Origin of the sequence: Rurimicrobium arvi (assembly GCF_039540495.1) — a bacterium.
GTDB classification, from domain to species: domain Bacteria; phylum Bacteroidota; class Bacteroidia; order Chitinophagales; family Chitinophagaceae; genus Rurimicrobium; species Rurimicrobium arvi.
Genome location: NZ_BAABEZ010000002.1, coordinates 210,957 through 230,666, shown reverse-complemented (window position 1 = coordinate 230,666; position 19,710 = coordinate 210,957). Strand labels below are relative to the sequence as shown.

At 44.1% G+C, this 19,710-nt stretch carries 23 protein-coding genes and 1 other RNA gene; 16 read left to right on the top strand and 8 right to left on the bottom strand.

All coding sequences use genetic code 11. The annotated features are described in order from the left end of the window. Positions 1-237 precede the first annotated feature (237 nt). The 15 genes from ABD846_RS02640 to ABD846_RS02570 all read left to right on the top strand — a co-directional run bounded on the left by ABD846_RS02640 (position 238) and on the right by ABD846_RS02570 (position 12,041). Entirely contained in the window at positions 238-957 is a 720-nt protein-coding gene (locus ABD846_RS02640) for a sensor histidine kinase (protein ID WP_344822375.1), read from the top strand. Further along, positions 954-1,715, top strand: coding sequence for a LytR/AlgR family response regulator transcription factor (locus tag ABD846_RS02635; RefSeq protein ID WP_344822373.1), 762 nt, complete (start codon positions 954-956; stop codon positions 1,713-1,715). The genes ABD846_RS02640 and ABD846_RS02635 overlap by 4 nt, the downstream gene beginning before the upstream one ends. A gap of 13 nt (positions 1,716-1,728) precedes the next feature. Continuing rightward, positions 1,729-2,109: a DUF1801 domain-containing protein gene (locus tag ABD846_RS02630; RefSeq protein ID WP_344822370.1), complete on the top strand. Its 381-nt coding sequence runs from the start codon at positions 1,729-1,731 to the stop codon at positions 2,107-2,109. A 55-nt stretch (positions 2,110-2,164) separates the two neighbouring features. Further along, entirely contained in the window at positions 2,165-3,010 is an 846-nt protein-coding gene (locus tag ABD846_RS02625; protein ID WP_344822368.1) for a CPBP family glutamic-type intramembrane protease, read from the top strand. Positions 3,011-3,013: 3 nt separating this feature from the next. After that, the gene (locus tag ABD846_RS02620; protein ID WP_344822366.1) at positions 3,014-3,481 is read left to right on the top strand and encodes a group II truncated hemoglobin; all 468 of its coding nucleotides are present in this window, start codon (positions 3,014-3,016) and stop codon (positions 3,479-3,481) included. 27 nt (positions 3,482-3,508) lie between these two features. Then, positions 3,509-3,901 carry a SnoaL-like domain-containing protein gene (locus ABD846_RS02615; RefSeq protein WP_344822364.1) on the top strand — a complete coding sequence of 131 codons (393 nt, stop codon included), beginning with the start codon at positions 3,509-3,511 and terminating at the stop codon, positions 3,899-3,901. A gap of 35 nt (positions 3,902-3,936) precedes the next feature. Next, positions 3,937-4,290 carry a SnoaL-like domain-containing protein gene (locus tag ABD846_RS02610; protein WP_344822362.1) on the top strand — a complete coding sequence of 118 codons (354 nt, stop codon included), beginning with the start codon at positions 3,937-3,939 and terminating at the stop codon, positions 4,288-4,290. A 210-nt stretch (positions 4,291-4,500) separates the two neighbouring features. After that, entirely contained in the window at positions 4,501-4,869 is a 369-nt protein-coding gene (locus ABD846_RS02605; RefSeq protein ID WP_344822360.1) for a DUF2147 domain-containing protein, read from the top strand. Positions 4,870-5,060: 191 nt separating this feature from the next. After that, positions 5,061-6,248, top strand: coding sequence for a TolC family protein (locus ABD846_RS02600; protein ID WP_486374923.1), 1,188 nt, complete (start codon positions 5,061-5,063; stop codon positions 6,246-6,248). Further along, positions 6,245-7,342, top strand: coding sequence for an efflux RND transporter periplasmic adaptor subunit (locus ABD846_RS02595; protein ID WP_344822356.1), 1,098 nt, complete (start codon positions 6,245-6,247; stop codon positions 7,340-7,342). Before ABD846_RS02600 ends, ABD846_RS02595 begins: the two co-directional genes overlap by 4 nt. 3 nt (positions 7,343-7,345) lie before the next feature. Further along, positions 7,346-8,704, top strand: a complete 1,359-nt coding sequence (locus tag ABD846_RS02590; protein WP_344822354.1) for a hypothetical protein — start codon at positions 7,346-7,348, stop codon at positions 8,702-8,704. Next, positions 8,701-9,945, top strand: a complete 1,245-nt coding sequence (locus ABD846_RS02585) for an ABC transporter permease (RefSeq protein WP_344822352.1) — start codon at positions 8,701-8,703, stop codon at positions 9,943-9,945. Before ABD846_RS02590 ends, ABD846_RS02585 begins: the two co-directional genes overlap by 4 nt. Positions 9,946-9,968: 23 nt before the next feature. Further along, positions 9,969-10,493, top strand: a complete 525-nt coding sequence (locus tag ABD846_RS02580) for an HXXEE domain-containing protein (protein ID WP_344822350.1) — start codon at positions 9,969-9,971, stop codon at positions 10,491-10,493. Continuing rightward, positions 10,480-11,166 (top strand): ABC transporter ATP-binding protein, encoded by a 687-nt coding sequence (locus ABD846_RS02575; protein ID WP_344822347.1) that lies wholly within the window; start codon positions 10,480-10,482, stop codon positions 11,164-11,166. Before ABD846_RS02580 ends, ABD846_RS02575 begins: the two co-directional genes overlap by 14 nt. Then, positions 11,163-12,041 (top strand): DUF6268 family outer membrane beta-barrel protein, encoded by an 879-nt coding sequence (locus ABD846_RS02570; protein WP_344822345.1) that lies wholly within the window; start codon positions 11,163-11,165, stop codon positions 12,039-12,041. Before ABD846_RS02575 ends, ABD846_RS02570 begins: the two co-directional genes overlap by 4 nt. Positions 12,042-12,259: 218 nt before the next feature. Here ABD846_RS02570 and ssrA read toward each other — a convergent pair. From ssrA to ABD846_RS02530, 8 genes are all read right to left on the bottom strand, one after another. After that, positions 12,260-12,631, bottom strand: a transfer-messenger RNA (tmRNA) gene (ssrA, locus tag ABD846_RS02565). A 71-nt stretch (positions 12,632-12,702) separates the two neighbouring features. Beyond that, positions 12,703-13,317, bottom strand: a complete 615-nt coding sequence (pnuC, locus tag ABD846_RS02560) for a nicotinamide riboside transporter PnuC (RefSeq protein WP_344822343.1) — start codon at positions 13,315-13,317, stop codon at positions 12,703-12,705. After that, positions 13,318-15,102, bottom strand: coding sequence for an ABC transporter ATP-binding protein (locus ABD846_RS02555; protein WP_344822341.1), 1,785 nt, complete (start codon positions 15,100-15,102; stop codon positions 13,318-13,320). Positions 15,103-15,272: 170 nt separating this feature from the next. Beyond that, positions 15,273-16,427 carry a hypothetical protein gene (locus ABD846_RS02550; RefSeq protein WP_344822339.1) on the bottom strand — a complete coding sequence of 385 codons (1,155 nt, stop codon included), beginning with the start codon at positions 16,425-16,427 and terminating at the stop codon, positions 15,273-15,275. Continuing rightward, the gene (locus tag ABD846_RS02545; protein ID WP_344822337.1) at positions 16,424-16,933 is read right to left on the bottom strand and encodes a DUF4365 domain-containing protein; all 510 of its coding nucleotides are present in this window, start codon (positions 16,931-16,933) and stop codon (positions 16,424-16,426) included. Before ABD846_RS02545 ends, ABD846_RS02550 begins: the two co-directional genes overlap by 4 nt. 156 nt (positions 16,934-17,089) lie before the next feature. Continuing rightward, positions 17,090-17,434, bottom strand: coding sequence for a HesB/IscA family protein (locus tag ABD846_RS02540; RefSeq protein ID WP_344822335.1), 345 nt, complete (start codon positions 17,432-17,434; stop codon positions 17,090-17,092). A gap of 32 nt (positions 17,435-17,466) precedes the next feature. Further along, positions 17,467-17,883 carry a Fe-S cluster assembly scaffold IscU gene (gene iscU / locus ABD846_RS02535; RefSeq protein WP_344822332.1) on the bottom strand — a complete coding sequence of 139 codons (417 nt, stop codon included), beginning with the start codon at positions 17,881-17,883 and terminating at the stop codon, positions 17,467-17,469. Positions 17,884-17,930: 47 nt separating this feature from the next. Then, a complete protein-coding gene (locus ABD846_RS02530; protein ID WP_425568009.1) occupies positions 17,931-19,229 on the bottom strand; it encodes an IscS subfamily cysteine desulfurase in 1,299 nt (432 codons plus the stop codon). Between the two features lie 33 nt (positions 19,230-19,262). Here ABD846_RS02530 and mce point away from each other — a divergent pair, with 33 nt between their 5' ends. Further along, positions 19,263-19,673, top strand: coding sequence for a methylmalonyl-CoA epimerase (mce, locus tag ABD846_RS02525; RefSeq protein ID WP_344822330.1), 411 nt, complete (start codon positions 19,263-19,265; stop codon positions 19,671-19,673). Positions 19,674-19,710 lie beyond the last annotated feature (37 nt).

Genomic DNA, 19,710 nt, shown 5'->3' with positions numbered 1-19,710 from the left:
ATATCTCTTATCGCCTCATCACCGAGACTGATACGCATGGGGTATTTCGATATCGGATTTATCATCGTAAGCTTACTATACAATTTTGTTTTTTGCATTACCTGCTGGATTGTTTTCCAATACATGTTCCGGAAGCAATGGTTGCTGATCAAGCGATACAGAGCCATCGTGTCTGGCATAGCCATATTGGGCGTAGGGCTTTTAGCTTATTTATATGATTACCTTTTTTCTGTTTTTTTGAATACCCCATTGCAATTTCCCGAAATAATTGCCAGTAAACGGCAGTATTTAATACTGCTCCGGGGCCTACTGGTAAGCGGATTGTATTACTTCATTTCCTATTACCTGTATGTCCTTTCCGAAAAGCAAAAAAACAGCCTGGAAATTGCCGAGCTACGACAAGCTCAGCTGGCTGCAAATTTGTCATCGTTAAAAGAACAACTTAGTCCCCATTTCCTGTTCAACACATTGAACACGCTCAGCTCTTTAACACAAGAAAAGAATGTAAAGGCCTATGTGGCTGAGCTAGCCAATGTATACCGGTATGTATTGCAATATAAAGAACTGGATACCGCCACAATAAAACAGGAGCTTGCATTTATCACCTCATACCTGTACATCCTTAAAACAAGATTTGAAGACGCGTTTGAGGTAGATATAGCGGTGGATGAAAAGATCATGCATTCCGGTATTCCGCCTCTTACATTACAGTTGCTGATTGAAAATGCCATTAAACACAATATAGCTTCAGTTGCCAGGCGACTAAAAATTCACATCAGTAATTCGCCTGATAATTTTCTGATTGTCTGCAATAATTTTCAACCGAAATCGTCTACCCGATTTTCCACCGGTATAGGATTGGACAATGTAATAAAGCGCTATCAGCTGCTATTTAATAAAGAGGTTATTATCGAGAAGAGCGAAGTATCCTTCACCGTAAAACTTCCTATTGTATGACCCATATCTTAATTATAGAAGATGAAGCCAAAGCAGCCAGGGAGTTGGCAAATATCCTGAAGCATATAGATGACGACATCAACATCCTGGCCATCCTCGATTCCGTAGAAGAGTGCTTGCAGTGGTTCACAGTTAACAAACAACCAGACCTGATTTTCTCTGACATACAATTAGCAGATGGCCTTTGCTTCGATCTGTATAACAAAGTAAATATTCGAAGTCCGGTCGTCTTTTGCACCGCTTTTGATGAATATATGATGAATGCCTTTGACACTAATGCAGTAAGCTATCTACTAAAACCTGTCACCCGTGAAAAGGTGGAGAAAGCACTGGATAAATTTCATACTTTAAAATCGGTGTTTGAAAAAAATGAGCACAACAAAGGACTTCCGGGCCTGCTGAACCAACTGAAGAACAACTACAAGTCAGTCCTGCTGGTACATCAAAAGGAAAAAATCATACCGGTTCAGGTGAGGGAAATCGCCTATTTCTATCTGGATAAAACCATCGTTTACATTACCACGTTAAGCCATCAGAGATTTTACCTTACCAATACACTGGAAGACCTCGAAAACGCGCTCGATCCGTCCATGTTTTACCGGGCTAACCGGCAATTCATCATTAACAAAGCAGCTATCGCGAACGCGGAGCGATTCTTTGCCAGGAAACTGGTTGTAAAACTGGTGGCAGACACACCTGAACACCTAATTGTGAGCAAAGCGAAGGCAAGTGACTTTTTGCAATGGCTGGAAGGTTAGTAAAGGAATAGCTATGAACAAAAAAACAGATGAGCTGTTGCAGGGTTATCCGGAGCTTGTAGTCAGCATGTTTTCGAGGCTTCGGGAATTGATTTCGGAGCAATTGAACGGCATTAACGAAACCCCGGATTTTTCGTCAAAACTGATTGGTTATGGATATGGCCAAGGCTATAAACACACTGTTTGTACCATCATTTTGTCAAAGAAAGGGGTAAAGCTGGGATTATGGCGGGGTACCGAATTGCCGGACCCAAAACGATTGTTACAGGGCTCGGGTAAGGTACACAGGTACGTTGCAATCGAACACGAAGAGGATATAGATAACCCCGCCCTGGTAAAATTGCTGGTCGAAGCCGACAAAGCTTACCGCGTGCGCATGGGCAACCCGGAGTAAATACATACGCAAGGCCGGGATATCAGCTATAATAAGTAGTAATTGAAAACAAAACATGAGCAGGCAACTTTGGATATTCGTCATCATCGCATACGCCATTACATGGCCCATCGTTTTTGGGCTTTATTTTTTATACACACAAAACAGGATTTCGCTGGACCAGCTGAATATTCTGTATTGTTTCGGATCGGCAGGACCATTTCTGGCGGCTATCATTACAAGTGCTGTATGCTATAAAAACGCAGGGGTACGCGCACTGCTGGATACATTACGGCCCGGCCTTATAAATAAAAAGGCTTTTTATCTTTCCCTGACTCCTTTATGCCTTTTTGTGTTGGGTTACCTATTGTATCCGCTATTTACCGGTACATCCTTTTCCTTCGGGACCACAAAATCACAGTTTAGCCTGAGCACGCCGGAGTCTTATGTGGGCTGGGGTCTGCCCTTCGTAAGCTATGCATTATTGGAAGAGTTGGGCTGGCGTGGCTTTGCCCTGCCCCATCTTCAGACCCGATACTCCGCCCTTACCTCATCTGTGTTACTCACCCTGGTATGGGGCCTATGGCATCTGCCCTTTTTCCTATGGCGTTTTCAGTTCAGCGTCGGCATGATATCCGGCTTTTTCTTCGGGCTTTTTGTCGGGACGATTATACTGACTGCAATCTTTAATATCAGTCGCGGAAGCGTATTGGCTGCCATTATTTTTCACCTGACCAACAATATTGCCTCGGCGTTCGATAAGCAGTATATCGTTGCGGTAATCAGTACGGGTTTTGTATTGATCGCTGCTTACCTGCTGATGAAATACAAGCCGGTAAATCTTGCCGATGTGGAACGCAGCAGTTTTCACTTAAAAACCAACCGCCTTGTTGCAAACAGAAATACTATAAATACTACATAAGAAATGAAGCAGACACCAACACTATACGAGTGGGCCGGCGGAATGCCCGTTTTTGAACAGCTAACAACAATGTTTTACAAAAAAGTATTGCAAGACGCGTTGCTGGAGCCAATCTTTAAACACATGGCGCCGCAACATCAGCAGCACGTAGCCCATTTTATTGCCGAAGTTTTTGGAGGCCCCAAAGCTTATACCGAGGCGGGCGGCAGCCATTTTACCATGATCCGGAAGCACTTTTCAAAACACCTTACCGAGCAGCACCGCAAACGATGGGTGGCCCTTCTGCTGGAAACTGCAGATGAGATTGAATTGCCAGGCGACCCTGAATTCCGGTCGGCCTTCGTGGCCTATATTGAATGGGGCACACGTATAGCCGTCTTAAACAGTAATACCGATCACATCGACCTGGCGGAACACGAACCAATGCCCAGGTGGGGTTGGGGCGAAACCGGAGGCCCTTATCAGCCATAAAATATTGTTAGCTAAAAAAACAGAAACATGACCACAGAGCAAGTAGCGCAGCATTATTACGAGCTGGCACAACAACAGAAATGGAGTGAAATCATCGATACCTATTACCATGATGATATTGAGTGTATAGAGCCGCCCAACAGCAAAAGCCAGCCCTATACAAAAGGAATCGAGCATGTAAAGGCAAAAGCAATGCACTTCACATCAATGATTGAAAAAATCCATGCAGGTTACACCACACAACCGATCATTGCCGGCAATATGTTTTCAGTGGGCATTGGTATGGACTTTGACATGAAAGGAGCAGGGCGTATGAAGTTTGATGAGTTTGGTGTATTTACGGTACGGGAGGGAAAAATCGTTCGGGAAGAGTTTATCATGAACTGGAGCGATAGCGGGGGTCACGAGTATAAAGCATAGTTATCATTTCTTAACCATAATTAGTTACACACAACATGACAACACAACAAGTAGCAGACCGGTTTAATGAACTGGCACAACAAAATAAATTTGACGAAATTCTGACTGAGTTATTCAGTGCAGATGCCAGAAGCATTGAACCGGCAAATGCACCGTTTCAGTCGGTACAGGGTATCGACAACATCATTGCCAAAGGCAAGCAGTTTCATGATATGATCGAAGAAATGCATAGTGCCTATACGAACGCGCCTATGGTAGCGGGCAACTTCTTTGCCTGTACTATGGGCATGGACGTTTCATTAAAAGGACTGGGGAGGCAGCAGTTCGACGAGGTAGCAGTGTATGAAGTGAAAGACGGGAAGATCATTTCAGAGCAGTTTTTTTTCTGATAAATTCGAACAACTTTAAAACGAGCCACAGCATTTGTTGTGGCTTTTTTATGCCCGCACACATCTGCGGTCAGGTCGTCACACGGGGCTATTATATACCGTTGGCGCCCGCATCACCGGGCAAATTGCCTGCCTGGGAAACTTAACAGCATGCAAAAATTGGATCATCCGGGAATTTTGTACTCACAATTAAAATAATGCAAAATGACAATGAAACCATTGCTGACGCTCTTACTGTTTATAACAAGTCTGTTCGTAACCGCTGCAAAAGCACAAACAAACGGCGAAGCCATTTTAGGTAAGTGGGCGAATGAAGACCGGACGAGGGTTATAGAGTTCGTAAAAACCGGTGACGGCTACGAAGCCATCATCAAAGAAGCTACCGACAGAAACCTCATCGGCCAAAAGCAGATCACCGGCCTCCAATACAACAACAATGTCTATAGCGGCACTCTGCGCCTGCCAAAAAAAAGAAAGACATTTCCATGCACCGCCAATATAGAAGCCAATGGAGAACTGGAATTATCTGCCAAAGCTGGCTTTATGAGCAAATCACAAACGTGGACAAAGGTTAAATGACGATGCAAAAACGTCTTTGTGCGGGCAGCTTTCGGGCCAGGACTATCACGATGCAAAAGTCATGCGCCCGACAAAGCTTACTGGTATTATTTCTTCTTTTAAAGGCTCCGTATGTTAATGCCCAGATCAGCTTTAGCTCTTTGCCGGACGTATGGGCTTATGCAGACATGCATAACATCCGCATTAAAACAATGGAAGCCGAAAAATACATTGCCAGGAAGAACGTGCAACAGACGTATGGGAATTTATTGCCAGCAATCTCGGCAAATGGTGCATTTACAGACAATATAAAAATCCAGCCTACATTAATACCGGCCAGTCTGTTCAACCCCACAGCACCGGCAGGCACTTATACTGAAGCCACATTCGGCAGACGGTATATTTATAACGCAAACATCACCGCACAGTTTGACCTGCTGAATACCAGAGACTGGTTCAGCATTAAAGCCGAAAAATTAAATGAAGAAATAGCGGGACTCAATATCGCAAAATCAAAGGCAGACCTGTATGAGCAGCTGGCCAATGCCTATTATTCCTGCCTGTTACTGAGCAAGGCAGCTCAATTATCGAGCGAAAACCTGCAAACAGCCACCGCATTATACGATATTGCCCGGAACAAATTCGCCGAAGGGCAGATAAGCGAAGTTACTTTGAACACAGCGTTGATCAATAGAGAAAAGGCCGCCAAAAGCCTTGATATTGCTGAAGAAAATCAGGCATTGCAACGGAACAGCCTCAGGCAGTTACTCAATACAAACGACAGTATCCATATCTCCGACAGTAATTTTATTGCTATCGCTTTTACCGAAGACACTTCGTTTGCGCCAGATCCGGATGTGGCGCTTTCCTACAAGCAAATGCTGGCTTCCAAAACCCAATGGCAATCTTCAAAAGCTGCTTTTGCACCAACGCTTTCGGCAGTGTATCAATACAACACACAAGTTGCTGCAGACGATTTTCTGAAATTCGACAACAGCAATACCATACCGCAGCAGTACTGGGGCCTGAGGTTATCGCTACCCTTGTTCAACGGAAATACCAAACACTATCAGGTACAAAAAGCAAGAATGGATTACGAGCTCAAACAGCAACAATATGAGGCTTCCAGGTTGCAGTCAGCAATTGCCGATCAGGATATCAGGTCATCATTCAATAGTGCCGGAGCTGCCTTTGACCGATCGGGCACCATATTAAAACTGTATCAAAACAATGATGCGCATGCCGGTAAAAGAATGGAAGAAGGCATTATATCCCTGGATGAAAGACTAAAGGTTTATTCAGAGTTGATCACTAACCAGAACGAATATCTGCAAAGCATGAGCGATTATTTCATACAGCAGTACCGGTTAAAAATCCGCCGGATAAATTTTACAGAATGAGACACTTTCCAATCTTTTCAGTGAGCATAACGTTGTTTCTATTTTCCTGCAAGGCAAAAAAAGACGAATTCGTTTCACCCATTATGGCGCCGATAACGGAAGCTGTCTTTGCATCGGGACATATAGAAGCTAAAGACCAGTTCACACTGACAGCGTTGAATGATGGCTATATAAAAGACGTGTTGGTAACAGAGGGCGATACGGTAGCAACCGATCAAACATTGTTTGCGCAGGACAACGCCGCCGCAGCCATACAGCAGCAAAGCGCGGCAGAAAATCTGGACATTGCAAACCAGCAGGCAGCCCCTGGTTCTCCATTGTTACAGGAACTTCAGGCAAAGCTGCTGTCTGCCAGCCAACAACTTCAGGCAGATAAAACACAATTGGAAAGAATGCAACGGCTGTATTATACACATTCCGTAGCAAAAGTTGATCTGGATAACGCACAATTGAACTACGATAATGCAGCAAACAATGTCGCTGTTATCAGGCAAAATCTCGGAGAGACAACATTAAACCTGAAGCAAACGCTCATAAACAGCCGCAGCCAGCTTCAGACGGCATCCGTAAATACGGGATATTATAATGTAAAATCGCCGGGTATTTATAAAGTATATACGCTGCTGAAAAAGAAAGGGGAACTGGTACGCAAAGGGGAAGCTGTTGCTGTATTGGGCAGTGTTGCTGATTTAAAAATAGTGTTGAGCATTGATGAAGTCAGTATCGCGAAACTGCACCTCCGGCAGAAAGTGCTTATTGGGCTGAATACAGAAAAAGGGAAGACATACACCGGTTACCTCACCAAAATATATCCTGCTTTTGATGCCGCCAGCCAGGCATACACAGCAGAAGCAGCTTTTGATACAAGTGCTGCAGGCATTATCAACGGTACCCTGTTACAGGCAAATATCATCATAACCAGGAAAGAAAAGGCCATGCTAATCCCACGCAGTTGCCTCAGCCCGGACGGGAATGTGTTGGTAAAGAAAAATAAGCGGGTGGATACGGTGGCTATTCAAACAGGTATTATATCGAATGAATGGGTAGAAGTGATCTCAGGACTGGCCCTGACTGACAAAATCGAGAAATTATAAGACATGAAAAAAAATGCAGGCGGTATATTCATGGTATTGCTTTTTAGCATCAATGCTACAGCGCAACCTGACACAGGCGATAGCATTCACTTTAGGAATTTTCTTTTTGATATCTCGGGCGGTGTCTACTCGCAGCAGCAATCCTTAAAGAAAGGTGATGCAACAGATATACTGGTGCCCGATTATCTGAACAGCCGCCGTTCGCAGGAGCAGGCACTGGCAAGCCTATGGGGTATAGACCAGCATCTTGCCGCCACCGACAACCCCATGGGACATGGCGCCTCTTACCTGCGCTTTCATAGCTGGTACCATGCCGCAGAAGGGCTAGACGTCTACGGTTCACTGGAAGTTAATAACGGTGGATTTTCATGGGGGCCGTACAACACCTACAATATATCCGTCCTGCCACGTTACTACGTTGACTACAAGAACCTGTTCGCTATAGGCAAAACACCCTTATCCCTGAACGCAAAAATCGGCTACTTCGAAAATTTCAAAGACTATGAAGGACTGAGTATTTATAATATTGACATGCAGGGCTTGCAGGCTGCTGTTTCGTATAAAAAACTACACCTGTCTGCCACATCAGTAACCGATTTACAAAACTCAATAGGCCTGAATATTGACGGCACCAGGACACAAACTGTATCGCTGGAGAAACTGAGCATCGGTACGCGGCTGAATGCGGATATCCGTGCCGGGCATACCAAGTACTTAGGACCTGCTTACGGCAATTCGTCAATAGACGTTTCAGCCGCAGTTTACAACAAAATATTCCGGGCATATACACAGATTGCATATCGCTTCAACGATTCTTTTGAAACCCGAGACAACTATGCTTTGCTGACAGGAATAAAAACCAAGTTCACCGCAGGCAGATGGTATGTAGATGCGACTGCCGAATACCGCTATTATGGCGGCGGTTATAATGATAGATTTCGCAAAGAGCAGAATACACATTATCGCAAAACAGACCGACCTGTCGGTTCTAATTTCACCGGCGATCAGGTATACCCCATCAGCTACAATAATCGTCCCTTCAGCCAGTGGGCAGTATTTACCGAGTACGATCAGAAAGACTGGGTAGCAGGATATACTGCCGCGATCAACACAGAATTCAGCATCAAAAAGAATTTCAAAGCAATGGTAAACTTTGATTTCAACTGGATACAGGCAAAGGACGAAGCTTTGTTTCTCTATCCGTTTTACAAGACAGGCTTTAAGCTGGAGCCGGTAAAAGGTACCTATGTGTCGGCATACGTAACCAACCGAACGCTTAACCTCGATAAACACTATACCACATATTATGCTTTAAAATACCCGTCCTGCCAGCTGGAATTCAGAAGAGACATCAGACAATGAAAATCGGTATCAATACAGAAATAGCATTTACCTACATGGTCAGCCGGCGAAAGCAGACCATCGTAGCAGCATTGGGCGTCACCTTTGGCATCAGTATGTTCATCTTCATGAACGCACTGATTACGGGCAGTAATGAATGGTCAGAGAAGAGCATGCTGAGCAGCACGCCTCATTTACGATTGTACAACGACCCTAAAATGAGCGACAATCAGATGCTTGATAAATATGCCGGCGGGGAAACCATCAACCTTATCAGCAACCCGAAATTTGTCAACACCGACTCCAGAATAGCGGATCCGGATGCTGTACTGCAACAACTGCAACATCGGGCAGAAATCACCGCAATGAGCAAACAGGTAAGTACCAATGTGATTTATGCCAACAGCAACGTACAGGAAAACGGCAATGTGTCGGGTGTGAATATACGGGAGCAGGATAAAATGTTTGACATATCCTCAACCATGATTTCAGGGTCTGTCGACGCACTGGCCGGCAATCCGGACGGAATCATTATTGGCACCGGATTAGCGGAGAAACTGAATGTTTCCAAAGGTGATTACATCACCCTTTCCACGACCAATGCAGCTTCCAAAAGACTGGAGATTGTAGGTATTTTTAAGACAACCATCAAAGGGATTGACAATACCCGAAGCTATACCAACATATCGTTTGTGCAACAGTTGCTGCGTAAAGACCGCAACTATATTACGGACATCTACATCAACATAAAAGATTACAACAACACGACCGGTTTGGCCCGGAGCATAGCGTCCGAAACGGGATACACGGTGGAAACCTGGCAGAGCAATAATGAACAATCACTTGCCGGCAAAAAGATCAGAGATGTTATTGCCAATTCAGTAGTGATCACCATACTCATCGTGGCGGGCTTCGGCATTTACAACATCCTTAATATGGTCATTTATGAAAAAATAAAAGAGATCGCCATACTCAAAGCAACAGGTTTTCAGAGTGGCCATATCATCAGCATATTCATCCGGCAGGCATTGTTTATTGGCGTTGTCGGGGCTGTTGCAGGCTTACTTTTCGGATGGCTCATTTCATTCACCGTTTCCAAAATATACATTGGCCTGGGAAATGTAGCTTATCTGCCCATTGCCTTTCAACTGAGGCATTACGTACAGGGTGCCGTATTTGGTATTGTCACCGCCTTTTTCGCGGGATATATTCCTGCAGTTAAAGCATCAAAGGTTGATCCCGTCACCATTATCAGAGGATAGCTATGTTACCCGCAAATGCATACATGTCTCTTTTTCCAGCCGTATTCATGATTCATGAACTGGAGGAACTGATTATGCTGAAACCGTGGCTCGTGAGCAATAAGACCATGCTTGAGCAAAGGCTAATGAAGCGCCGCCTGTACAAAGTAATACAGCTGCATACAAAAATCTCGGAAAGCGCACGCGCTTTAATTATTGCCGAGGAATTCCTAATGGTAAGTACCATCACCCTGTTATCAATAAACACCAGGTCTTACAACTTATGGTTGGGTCTGGTACTCGCCTTTCAGATTCATTTATTCATCCATATCCTTCAATTTATCATTCTTCGCGTTTACATCCCGGCACTGATCACAAGCCTGCTCTGTTCTATTTACACGTTTATTATACTGTCGGACTGTCGTGACTGCTTTCAATTCGAAACCGTAGCAGTATACACTTTTTTGTTTTTGTGTGCACTTGTCATCAACCTGGCAGGATGCTTTAAAATGGCAATTGCGTTTGATCATTGGCTGATAAAATATTCATCTGACAATGACGGAAAATAGCATCGCTCTTAGGGCTCAGAATATCGGAAAATACTTTTTAACGCCTGAAAGATTCCAGGTGTTGGATGAGGTAAGTTTTGAAGTGAATAAAGGTGAGTTTGTTTCCATCACCGGAAAATCAGGTTGCGGCAAGTCCACACTACTATACATCCTTTCCACCATGGATACAGACTATGAAGGCCTTTTGGAATTGAATGGCGAAAGCGTCACAGGCAGAAAGCAGAATGAACTGGCCGCATTCCGTAATGAACACTTAGGATTTGTATTTCAGTTTCACTATTTACTGCCCGATTTCAGCTGTCTGAAAAATGTAATGATCCCCGCCCTGCGACTGGGTAAGTACAGCAACAAAGAAATAGAGCACCATGCGTATGAAAAGCTGAAAATACTGGGCATGGACGACCACGCGTTAAAACCTGCTTCTAAAATATCCGGCGGGCAACAGCAACGTGTAGCCATAGCCAGAGCACTGATCAATGATCCAGCGATCATCATGGGTGATGAGCCTACAGGTAACCTGGACAGCAAGAATACGGCTATTGTTTTCGAGATATTAAGGCAGCTGGCCGCCGAGCATAACAAAACAATCATCACTGTAACACACGACAATGACTTTGCGGCTAAAAGCGACCGGACTATTGAGATGATGGACGGGAAAATTATCCACGTATGAAACGATACTTCCATCTTGCGCTAATGATATTTGCAGCGCTTAATAGCTTTGCTCAAGACAAGGACCTGTTATCGGTAAACTATGGTTTATCCGGCTTTCAATATCACGACACCGCGGCAATAGCACAGCAAACAGCGCTGAAATGCGCGCTTCCGGTGTACAGGAAAAATAAACATAGCATTGTGGGTGTCATGAATTATAAGAATACCGCATTTTATAATTTTCCGGAAAGCTACAGGCAAACCCTGCATGGCTTTACCCTGCAGGCTATATCGATCTATAAAATGTCGGGTAATAAAAGCATTGCTTTATTTGCGCAAACAGGTTTATTTTCCGATCTGCAGGAAATAAGCATAAAAGACTTTCGGTATACCGCAGGCTTTCGCTACAGGTACAAACATTCCGGCAGGTTGAGCACCGGCTGGGGTCTTGCCTATTCCCGTCAGTTCTTTGGCAACCAACTGGTGCCCTTTATCGACGTGGACTACAAGCCCGGTCGCAAATGGAGTATAACCGGACAATTTCCTATTAAACCGAAGATATTATACCACTTAAACAAAAAACTAAGCGTGGGTATTGAAATCAACGGCGATGCTGCAAGCTACCGCTTATCTGCAAGCGATAAGAACAACAGGTTTATCCAAATTAACCAATGGACAGGGCTCGCCAAGATGGAATATCAATTCAGCGGGGGATGGCAATTGACTCTTGGTGTCGGAAGAAACTTCAGTCAGTCATTCAAGCTATACGACAACGCCTCTGCCTCATCATGGACCATCATTACAATTCCCATCGGCGAGAAACCAGTACCTGTAGAAAGAATAGACAATAAAGGATTCAGGGCAGTGCTTGGCATATCCCTTCAGGCGTTCTGATGACGACCGTGTTTATAAAGATGTATTTGTATTTGGCTTAATGTAAAGCCGTTGAAATAAGCCAGGCAAACGAATAAGTCGGCAGAAGAGGCCAATCTGTAACGTCAACGGGAAAACATACGTCGCTGCAAATGAATGGCAACCTGCTTACAAAGATTTGGACTCGGCTTTCCCATTGTGTTAAAAAGTGAAAGCCTTGCCAGGCAAGGCTTTCACTGGAGTGGAGCCGCCGGGATTCGAACCCGGGTCCAAACATATGCCCAATGAGCTTTCTACGTGTGTATCCTGTTATTATTTGTCGGCGAAAAAGCAGGAAGCAGTCAAACCAACCTTTCGCTTAGCTGCTTTGATTTCACCTTTGCAGCGCAGCAATGCATCGGCTATCCCTATTTTTTTTGATTTAGACGGCGGCTGCAGCTAAGGGCATGCTGCGTTGCGGCGGTCAAAATGGGTGACTAATCACTGATTAGGCAGCCATGGCATACGTAGTATTGCCAGTTATAGTTCGGGTATTCAGATTTACGTGCTAATTATCCAACGCACGACACGCTTACTCACCCTGCCTTATGCTGTCAAAACCAGTCGGCCCCATACTCGGGAACGCCGTCACAAAACGGGTAAAGTAGAATACAAAGGTACATTAAATAAACATGATAAACTGCTAAAAAGCCGCAGTACGCAGCCGGTACAGTCGCCTCCAGCTGAAGTAACCGAAAATCGCAACAATAAACAGAAATACCGTCAGCAACATCGTTACATAATAGCCCTTATACGCAAACAAGGGTATCGCAACCAGATTGGACAGATTCAGCAAAATCCAGTTTTCCACTTTGCGACGCGCCAGCAACCACATACCCGCACAGGCCGTTGCCGATACAAAACTATCCCAACCGGGTACGGTAGACGGCGTAAAGCCCAGCAGGTACCAGAAGAGCGGCCACAAAATAAGCACTATGCCTATCGTGATAAACCACTCTGCCGTGTTGCATATCGAAATTACCAGCTCCGCTGCACCATCACCCCGTTTCCAATGCCACCAGCCATAAAGGGTCATTACAAAGTAATATGTGTTCAGTAATGCCTCCGCATATAAACCCGCTTCTCTGCGCGAGAGCAGATACGCATAAATACCGGTGCTGACCAGGCCTGTCGGATAAAGCAGGATATGGTTACGTTGTGCAAACAACACACTGAATACGCCGAAAACAGCCGCCAGCCATTCCAGCCAGCTGGTCGATTTCACCTGCACCAGAAATTCATGTATCCATGCTGTCATTTACGCGGGCGTTGCTTCTGTCTGATGACGGAAAAGTTTCGCATAGCGCCCGTTCAGCTGCATCAGCTCATCATGCACTCCCTGCTCTGCGATTTGCCCGTCGCGCATTACGATGATCTGATCAAAGTTCCAGCCGGTGAATATCCTATGCGTGATCACCAGCACGGTCTTATCTTCCAGGTACTTTTTCAGATTTGAAAGAATGATCTGCTCGGTTTGCGTATCCACTGCAGAAAGACATTCATCCAGCAGTAATACCGGACTGTTCTTGAGCAGGGCTCTGGCCAATACAATACGCTGCTTCTGACCGCCGGATAACATCACTCCCCTTTCGCCGATCACCGTCTGGTAGCCGTCCGCAAAACTGCTGATCTCGTTTTCAAGATGCGCCATACGCGCGACCTCATATACTTCCTGCTCACTGGCATCGTCTCTTCCGAAACGGATATTGTTGAAGATCGTGTCGGAAAACAGCAACGCATCCTGCGGTGTATAGCTGATGTTCCTGCGCAGGTGGTTCAGATCCATTTCTCTCAGATCCACACCGTCCAGTCGTACGCTTCCGGACTGCGGATCGTACATGCGCAACAGCAATTGACCCACTGTTGATTTGCCGCTACCCGTTTCTCCAAGGATGATTAGCTTCTCTCCCGCCCTTAGCTTCAGTGAAAACTCGCGGAGTGCCTGAATGCCGGTATGCTGGTACGTAAACGAAACTTTATCAAACGCCACATCGCCCAGCACAATCGGGTTCAACGCATGCTCCGGATCTTTAATCGCAGGTTCTGTCTTCAGGAACTCATCGATGCGGGATTGGGAGGCGGCCGCCCTCTGGGTTGTGCTCGCGATCATACCGATAATGAACATCGGGAACATCATCAGGTTGATGTAAATAACAAACTCGGCAATATTCCCCGCAGTTGCCTTCCCGATAATGGTGAAATAACCGCCGACAAGAATTGTAGACAGCATACTGAGACCGACAAAAAGGTTCATGGCCGGAAAATAGATCGCTTCCGTCATTGCGAGATTGATCGTACTGTGTTTGTATGCTTCGGAATGAGCATCAAAAAAACGCATGATATTCTTTTCCTGCACAAACGACTTAATCACACGGATACCCGAAAACGCTTCCTGTGCCGTTGTCGTGAGATCTGACAACTGGCTTTGGATTTTCTCACTTTTTTTATAGATCAGCCGGTTCACATAATAAATAGAAATGCCCAGTATCGGCATCGGGATCAGTACACAAAGCGTAAGCAGCGGATTTACACGCAGCATACCCCAGACGCACATCACCGTAAGCACTACAAGGTTCACGGCGTACATGATCGCAGGCCCGGTGTACATACGCACACGCGATACGTCTTCCGACAAACGGTTCATCAGGTCACCGGTGGCGTGCGATTTAAAAAATTGCGCATCCAGCTGTTGGTAGTGATTATAGATTTCTTCCTTTTGCCCGTACTCAATATGGCGCGACATCACAATAATCGTCTGGCGCATCAGGAACATGAAGATTCCCCGTAAAAAAGCGAGCAGCAGCAACAACATTCCATACCAGAATACCTGACCGAAAATCTCGTTGCGGAAAAGCTCCTGTGTCTTTCCTCCACCGATCAGGTGATACACATCTATCTCCTCACCGACCGCATCAATAACGGTTCTTATCACCGTGGGCGGAATAACGGCGAACAGGTTGGCAATAGTCACAAATAAAATACCCGAAAACAGACGCCATTTATGCCGCCAGAAATATTTATTCAGAGAAGAGAGTCGTTTCATTGCCCGGCAAAGTTATTGGTTATGTATGAGGATGTATGAAAAAGCGCCGTATCTATAAGGATACAGCGCAGTTGATAATATCTATTACTAGCTTTATAACTTGAAATGTATTTCCTGCTCTGAATTGCAAGGTACGTGCTATTATTTTCCAATAGCTCCATTACTCTCTATTAAACTACTTCAAATGACGGATTTTCTATCATTTTTGTTCGTCCAATTGTTATTAATTTACCTTTGATTTTTACTGATTTACCTTGCTTGTGAGCTTCACATGCTTTATCGTAATCAGCATTATTTAGAATTACTTTCGCTTTAGATACTTTTTCTTCGTCCCCGACAATATAATTTAAGATGATTTCGCCTTCAGTTCTTGAATGAATATCCGGATCTGCCTTTGTTAATGATATTTTTCCAATGAAATCGTCTTCAATACCTTTATCAATGGGTTTTACTTTGCTGATTATATTTTCTAAGACAGGAATATAATCATTGCTAAATTTTACAGCTTTGACAATTGCTGGTTGCTCACCTGTAAAGACAGACCAACTTGTGATGATCTCAACTTCAGTAGTTTCTTTAGTAGTAGAGTTTAATTCAACTATGCTCTCTAGAAAGTTCCCACTAATGATATTTCCTCCTTCAAGTTCGACAATTTTGTTTTCTTCGCCACGATCTATTGCATTTTTAATTTCTGATAAAGAATGCATAAGTCTCGTTGTTACTTGTCTTGTGAGAGAATGCCTAAACTCGTCTGCTTGATTAAATATAGTCAATTGTTTAGGTTTGTCCTCAGGCGTTTGATTTATAAAAGGACAAATTACTGATGCAATAAAACTACCTTTTTCTGTTTGACCTAATCTGCACTCCTCGATAAATTGTTGAGCACCTTTCAATCCTAGACGTTTGTGATATTTCTCCGGTTGAACAATATCACAAGCTGTTGTAAACAGAGCTTTTTTTGCTGCCTCTAAAAGATTAAAACCTTCAAGAAAAGAGATGGTACCACCAATGGTATCTTTATTAATAACTCTAAATCGAACGGTATCTCCAGGTGGAATAGATAAATCTGTTAGAACTTGATGTACCTCTCGACTCTCGGCTTGTGCAATATTTTCAAGTACATCCACGATCCTGTAAGCATAGTCTGAATAGTCTTTTGATAACGGTAGGAGAACTTCATAAAAGTTAGTGCCAACTTGCTTTTGGAACAGAGCAATGCTTTGCTTTATTGTATCAATTCTTGCCCAACCAGTATTCCGTAAATAGGCCTGAAGTTCAGTAAACTTCAACTCAAGAACGGCTTTTATTATTTCGTTCGCTGTCATAAGTCTTCTAATTTTGAGGCTTTAATCATTAAATTTCTTAATGCAGAAGGGGTGAGAATATTTACTGTTGGTATATAAACTCGTTGGTGTCCCCCATTCACGCTTGCAGGTTGCCCCTTTAGATTCAGGTAATAACAGCAGTCTCGAATAATGAGTTTATCTGGGTGATGCAATAACCAGTCGACCTGTTGTGGTGGTAAGGTTAAAAGAATAAGTAAACGGGGTAGGATAGTGTTAGCCCTTAAGTCGTCGTAATTTTTTATCGTTAGATCAAAAGGTATGTTCCCTTGGCCATTAGGTTGCGCATTTATTGTTGCTTTCAATTGCACTTCAATTCGTGGCGAGTATCTTAAAGATGTTACATCAATTTTTCCTTTCCCAGAAATAATAGCATCCACGCTATCACTGTCAATGTGGGGAACGTCGACTGCAAATGTTTCTGCAGCGGCTATAGCTTGCAGATATGCAAGACTTAATTCAGCTTCTATTTGATTTCTAGTCAACATCTAATCATTCAAAGGTATCATTTTTTGATTTTGCTGTCAGTTTACAAGTATTTATTTTTGAAAGTACAATATCACAAAACTGCTTCATTACTGATTTCAAATAAAAAAGCGCTGTTACCCGGGGTATACAGCGCCTTTTTTAACGTATGTAAGGATTTATACGGCAAAACTCTCTCCACAGCCGCAGCTACGACTGGCGTTAGGATTGATGAAATGAAAGCCTTTGCCATTCAGTCCGTCTGTAAAATCGAGAACCGTATCACAGAGATAAAGAAAACTCTTCAGATCCGTTACCAGTTTGATGCCATCGCTTTCAAACACCTGATCCTTCGGCTGAAGTTCATTATCGAAATCGAGCTTATACGAGAGACCGGAACATCCGCCGCCTACCACGCCTACCCTAAGGAAATAATCTGCTCCGAGATCGCTATCCTGCATTAATTGTAACACTTTCTCTCTCGCCTTCTCGCTAATAGTAATAGCGCCCACTTCTGCTGCCATAGTTTTAATTTTAAAACCTGCTGTATTTACAATTAGTGTTTCGCGCCTTCTTCAGTTAACTCAGGCAAACCGTTTTTCACACGGTAATCATTGATTGCAGATTTGATTGCATCCTCTGCCAATACAGAACAGTGAATTTTAACCGGAGGCAGATTCAGTTCTTCAACGATATCCATATTGTCAATGTTGATCGCCTCATCCACCGTCTTTCCTTTCAGCCATTCTGTAGCCAGGGAAGAAGATGCGATAGCAGAACCACAACCGAAAGTTTTGAATTTCGCGTCTTTGATAATGCCGCTCTCCTCATCCACCTCAATTTGCAAACGCATAACGTCTCCGCACTCAGGAGCTCCTACCAGACCTGTTCCCACATTTTTTTTGCTTTTATCAAGCGTACCCACATTCTTGGGGTTAGTATAATGATCTATTACTTTTTCTGAATATGCCATGATGTAATTTTTTGATTGTTGTTGTAAAAAAATCCTGAAACAAATGATTAGTGGTGTGCCCACTCGATCTTGTCAAGATCAATTCCCTCTTTAAACATTTCCCAGAGCGGACTCATTTCACGCAGCTTCAGCACTGTGCCGGAAATAGCCTTGATCGTATAGTCGATTTGTTCTTCAGTAGTGAAACGTCCCAATCCGAAACGCAGGGAACTGTGTGCAAGGTCATCGCCAAGGCCCAGTGATTTCAGTACATAAGAGGGTTCCAGAGAAGCAGAGGTACAGGCAGAACCGCTGGACAATGCGATCTCTTTATTGAAACCCATCAGCAGGCCTTCACCCTCTACATATTTGAAGGAAATATTGGTAACGTGGGGCAGTCTGCTTTCGCGATTACCATTCACGTAAGATTCCTCGATCTGAGTAAGCGCAGCTTCGAGTTTATCACGCAGTTTGCTCAGGCGTTTTGCTTCCTCATCCATTTCCAGCCGGCACAACTCGCACGCCTTTCCTAATCCCACAATACCCGGAACATTGAGCGTACCGCTACGCATACCACGCTCATGGCCACCGCCGTCCATCTGGGCAGTTACCTTTACACGCGGATTTTTACGGCGCACATACAATACACCCACACCTTTAGGACCATACATTTTATGTCCGCTGAATGCCATCAGATCGATGCCATCAGCCAGCACATCCACAGGAATTTTACCTACAGCCTGTGTGGCATCAGTAAAAAACAGGATACCATGCTTTTTTGCAATTGCAGAGATTTCGCGGATGGGTTGTACCACACCGATCTCGTTATTTCCATACATAATGGAAATCAATATTGTCTGAGGAGTGATCGCAGCTTCCAGCTGAGCCAGGTCCACCAATCCATCGGGTTGCACATCGAGGTAAGTTACACTTCCTCCGAGCTTTTCAATGTGTTTACAGGTATCCAGTACAGCCTTATGCTCCGTGGTACAGGTAATGATATGATTTCCTTTCGCCGCATACATTTCGTACACGCCTTTGATTGCCAGATTGTCTGATTCTGTAGCGCCCGAAGTGAAAATGATTTCCTTAGGATCCGCATGAATCAGCTTTGCCACCTGCTCACGGGCGTAATCCACCGCTTCTTCCGCTACCCAGCCGAACGCATGGTTCCGGCTTGCAGCGTTACCAAATTTCTCCGTAAAATAGGGCAACATTGCTTCCAGCACTCTGGGATCCATGGGCGTGGTTGCATTATTGTCCAAATATATCGGCAATTGTAATTCCATTTCTAATTGATTGTTGTTTAGTTTTGCAGTACAAAGATAGTCCATCACCGCTACTTTACCCCTAAAAACTAATTCCATAATACTATAAACGTATTTCAAAAAGCTATCCGGATGATCAGAATTGAACACATCGGTATCGCAGTCGCGAATCTTAAAGACTCGATCGAATTATATGAACAATTGTTAAATACACCCTGCTATAAAACGGAAGTAGTGGAAAGTGAACACGTTTCGACAGCATTCTTCCGTGTGGGTGATTCTAAAATAGAATTACTTGAGGCGAGCGACCCGGAAAGCCCTATTGCAAAGTTTATTGCCAAAAAAGGACAGGGCATCCACCACATTGCTTACGAGGTGGAAAATATCCAGGCTGAAATGAAACGACTGGAAGCGCTCGGTTTCGAACTACTGAATGTGAGCCCCAAAAAAGGAGCGGATAATAAACTCGTATGCTTTCTGCACCCCAAAACAAGCGGTGGTGTGCTCGTGGAATTATGCCAGGAGATAACTGATGAGGCATAATACTGATATCTGACAATAAACATTATAACAAAAGCCG

What these genes read in the sequence shown, in the direction of transcription:
- ABD846_RS02635 (WP_344822373.1), top strand. Translation starts at nt 954, where the DNA reads ATGACCCATATCTTAATTATAGAAGATGAAGCCAAAGCAGCCAGGGAG.
- ABD846_RS02630 (WP_344822370.1), top strand. Translation starts at nt 1,729, where the DNA reads ATGAACAAAAAAACAGATGAGCTGTTGCAGGGTTATCCGGAGCTTGTA.
- ABD846_RS02625 (WP_344822368.1), top strand. Translation starts at nt 2,165, where the DNA reads ATGAGCAGGCAACTTTGGATATTCGTCATCATCGCATACGCCATTACA.
- ABD846_RS02620 (WP_344822366.1), top strand. Translation starts at nt 3,014, where the DNA reads ATGAAGCAGACACCAACACTATACGAGTGGGCCGGCGGAATGCCCGTT.
- ABD846_RS02615 (WP_344822364.1), top strand. Translation starts at nt 3,509, where the DNA reads ATGACCACAGAGCAAGTAGCGCAGCATTATTACGAGCTGGCACAACAA.
- ABD846_RS02610 (WP_344822362.1), top strand. Translation starts at nt 3,937, where the DNA reads ATGACAACACAACAAGTAGCAGACCGGTTTAATGAACTGGCACAACAA.
- ABD846_RS02605 (WP_344822360.1), top strand. Translation starts at nt 4,501, where the DNA reads ATGAAACCATTGCTGACGCTCTTACTGTTTATAACAAGTCTGTTCGTA.
- ABD846_RS02600 (WP_486374923.1), top strand. Translation starts at nt 5,061, where the DNA reads ATGGAAGCCGAAAAATACATTGCCAGGAAGAACGTGCAACAGACGTAT.
- ABD846_RS02595 (WP_344822356.1), top strand. Translation starts at nt 6,245, where the DNA reads ATGAGACACTTTCCAATCTTTTCAGTGAGCATAACGTTGTTTCTATTT.
- ABD846_RS02590 (WP_344822354.1), top strand. Translation starts at nt 7,346, where the DNA reads ATGAAAAAAAATGCAGGCGGTATATTCATGGTATTGCTTTTTAGCATC.
- ABD846_RS02585 (WP_344822352.1), top strand. Translation starts at nt 8,701, where the DNA reads ATGAAAATCGGTATCAATACAGAAATAGCATTTACCTACATGGTCAGC.
- ABD846_RS02580 (WP_344822350.1), top strand. Translation starts at nt 9,969, where the DNA reads ATGTCTCTTTTTCCAGCCGTATTCATGATTCATGAACTGGAGGAACTG.
- ABD846_RS02575 (WP_344822347.1), top strand. Translation starts at nt 10,480, where the DNA reads ATGACGGAAAATAGCATCGCTCTTAGGGCTCAGAATATCGGAAAATAC.
- ABD846_RS02570 (WP_344822345.1), top strand. Translation starts at nt 11,163, where the DNA reads ATGAAACGATACTTCCATCTTGCGCTAATGATATTTGCAGCGCTTAAT.
- pnuC (WP_344822343.1), bottom strand. Translation starts at nt 13,317, where the DNA reads ATGACAGCATGGATACATGAATTTCTGGTGCAGGTGAAATCGACCAGC.
- ABD846_RS02555 (WP_344822341.1), bottom strand. Translation starts at nt 15,102, where the DNA reads ATGAAACGACTCTCTTCTCTGAATAAATATTTCTGGCGGCATAAATGG.
- ABD846_RS02550 (WP_344822339.1), bottom strand. Translation starts at nt 16,427, where the DNA reads ATGACAGCGAACGAAATAATAAAAGCCGTTCTTGAGTTGAAGTTTACT.
- ABD846_RS02545 (WP_344822337.1), bottom strand. Translation starts at nt 16,933, where the DNA reads ATGTTGACTAGAAATCAAATAGAAGCTGAATTAAGTCTTGCATATCTG.
- ABD846_RS02540 (WP_344822335.1), bottom strand. Translation starts at nt 17,434, where the DNA reads ATGGCAGCAGAAGTGGGCGCTATTACTATTAGCGAGAAGGCGAGAGAG.
- iscU (WP_344822332.1), bottom strand. Translation starts at nt 17,883, where the DNA reads ATGGCATATTCAGAAAAAGTAATAGATCATTATACTAACCCCAAGAAT.
- ABD846_RS02530 (WP_425568009.1), bottom strand. Translation starts at nt 19,229, where the DNA reads ATGGAATTAGTTTTTAGGGGTAAAGTAGCGGTGATGGACTATCTTTGT.
- mce (WP_344822330.1), top strand. Translation starts at nt 19,263, where the DNA reads ATGATCAGAATTGAACACATCGGTATCGCAGTCGCGAATCTTAAAGAC.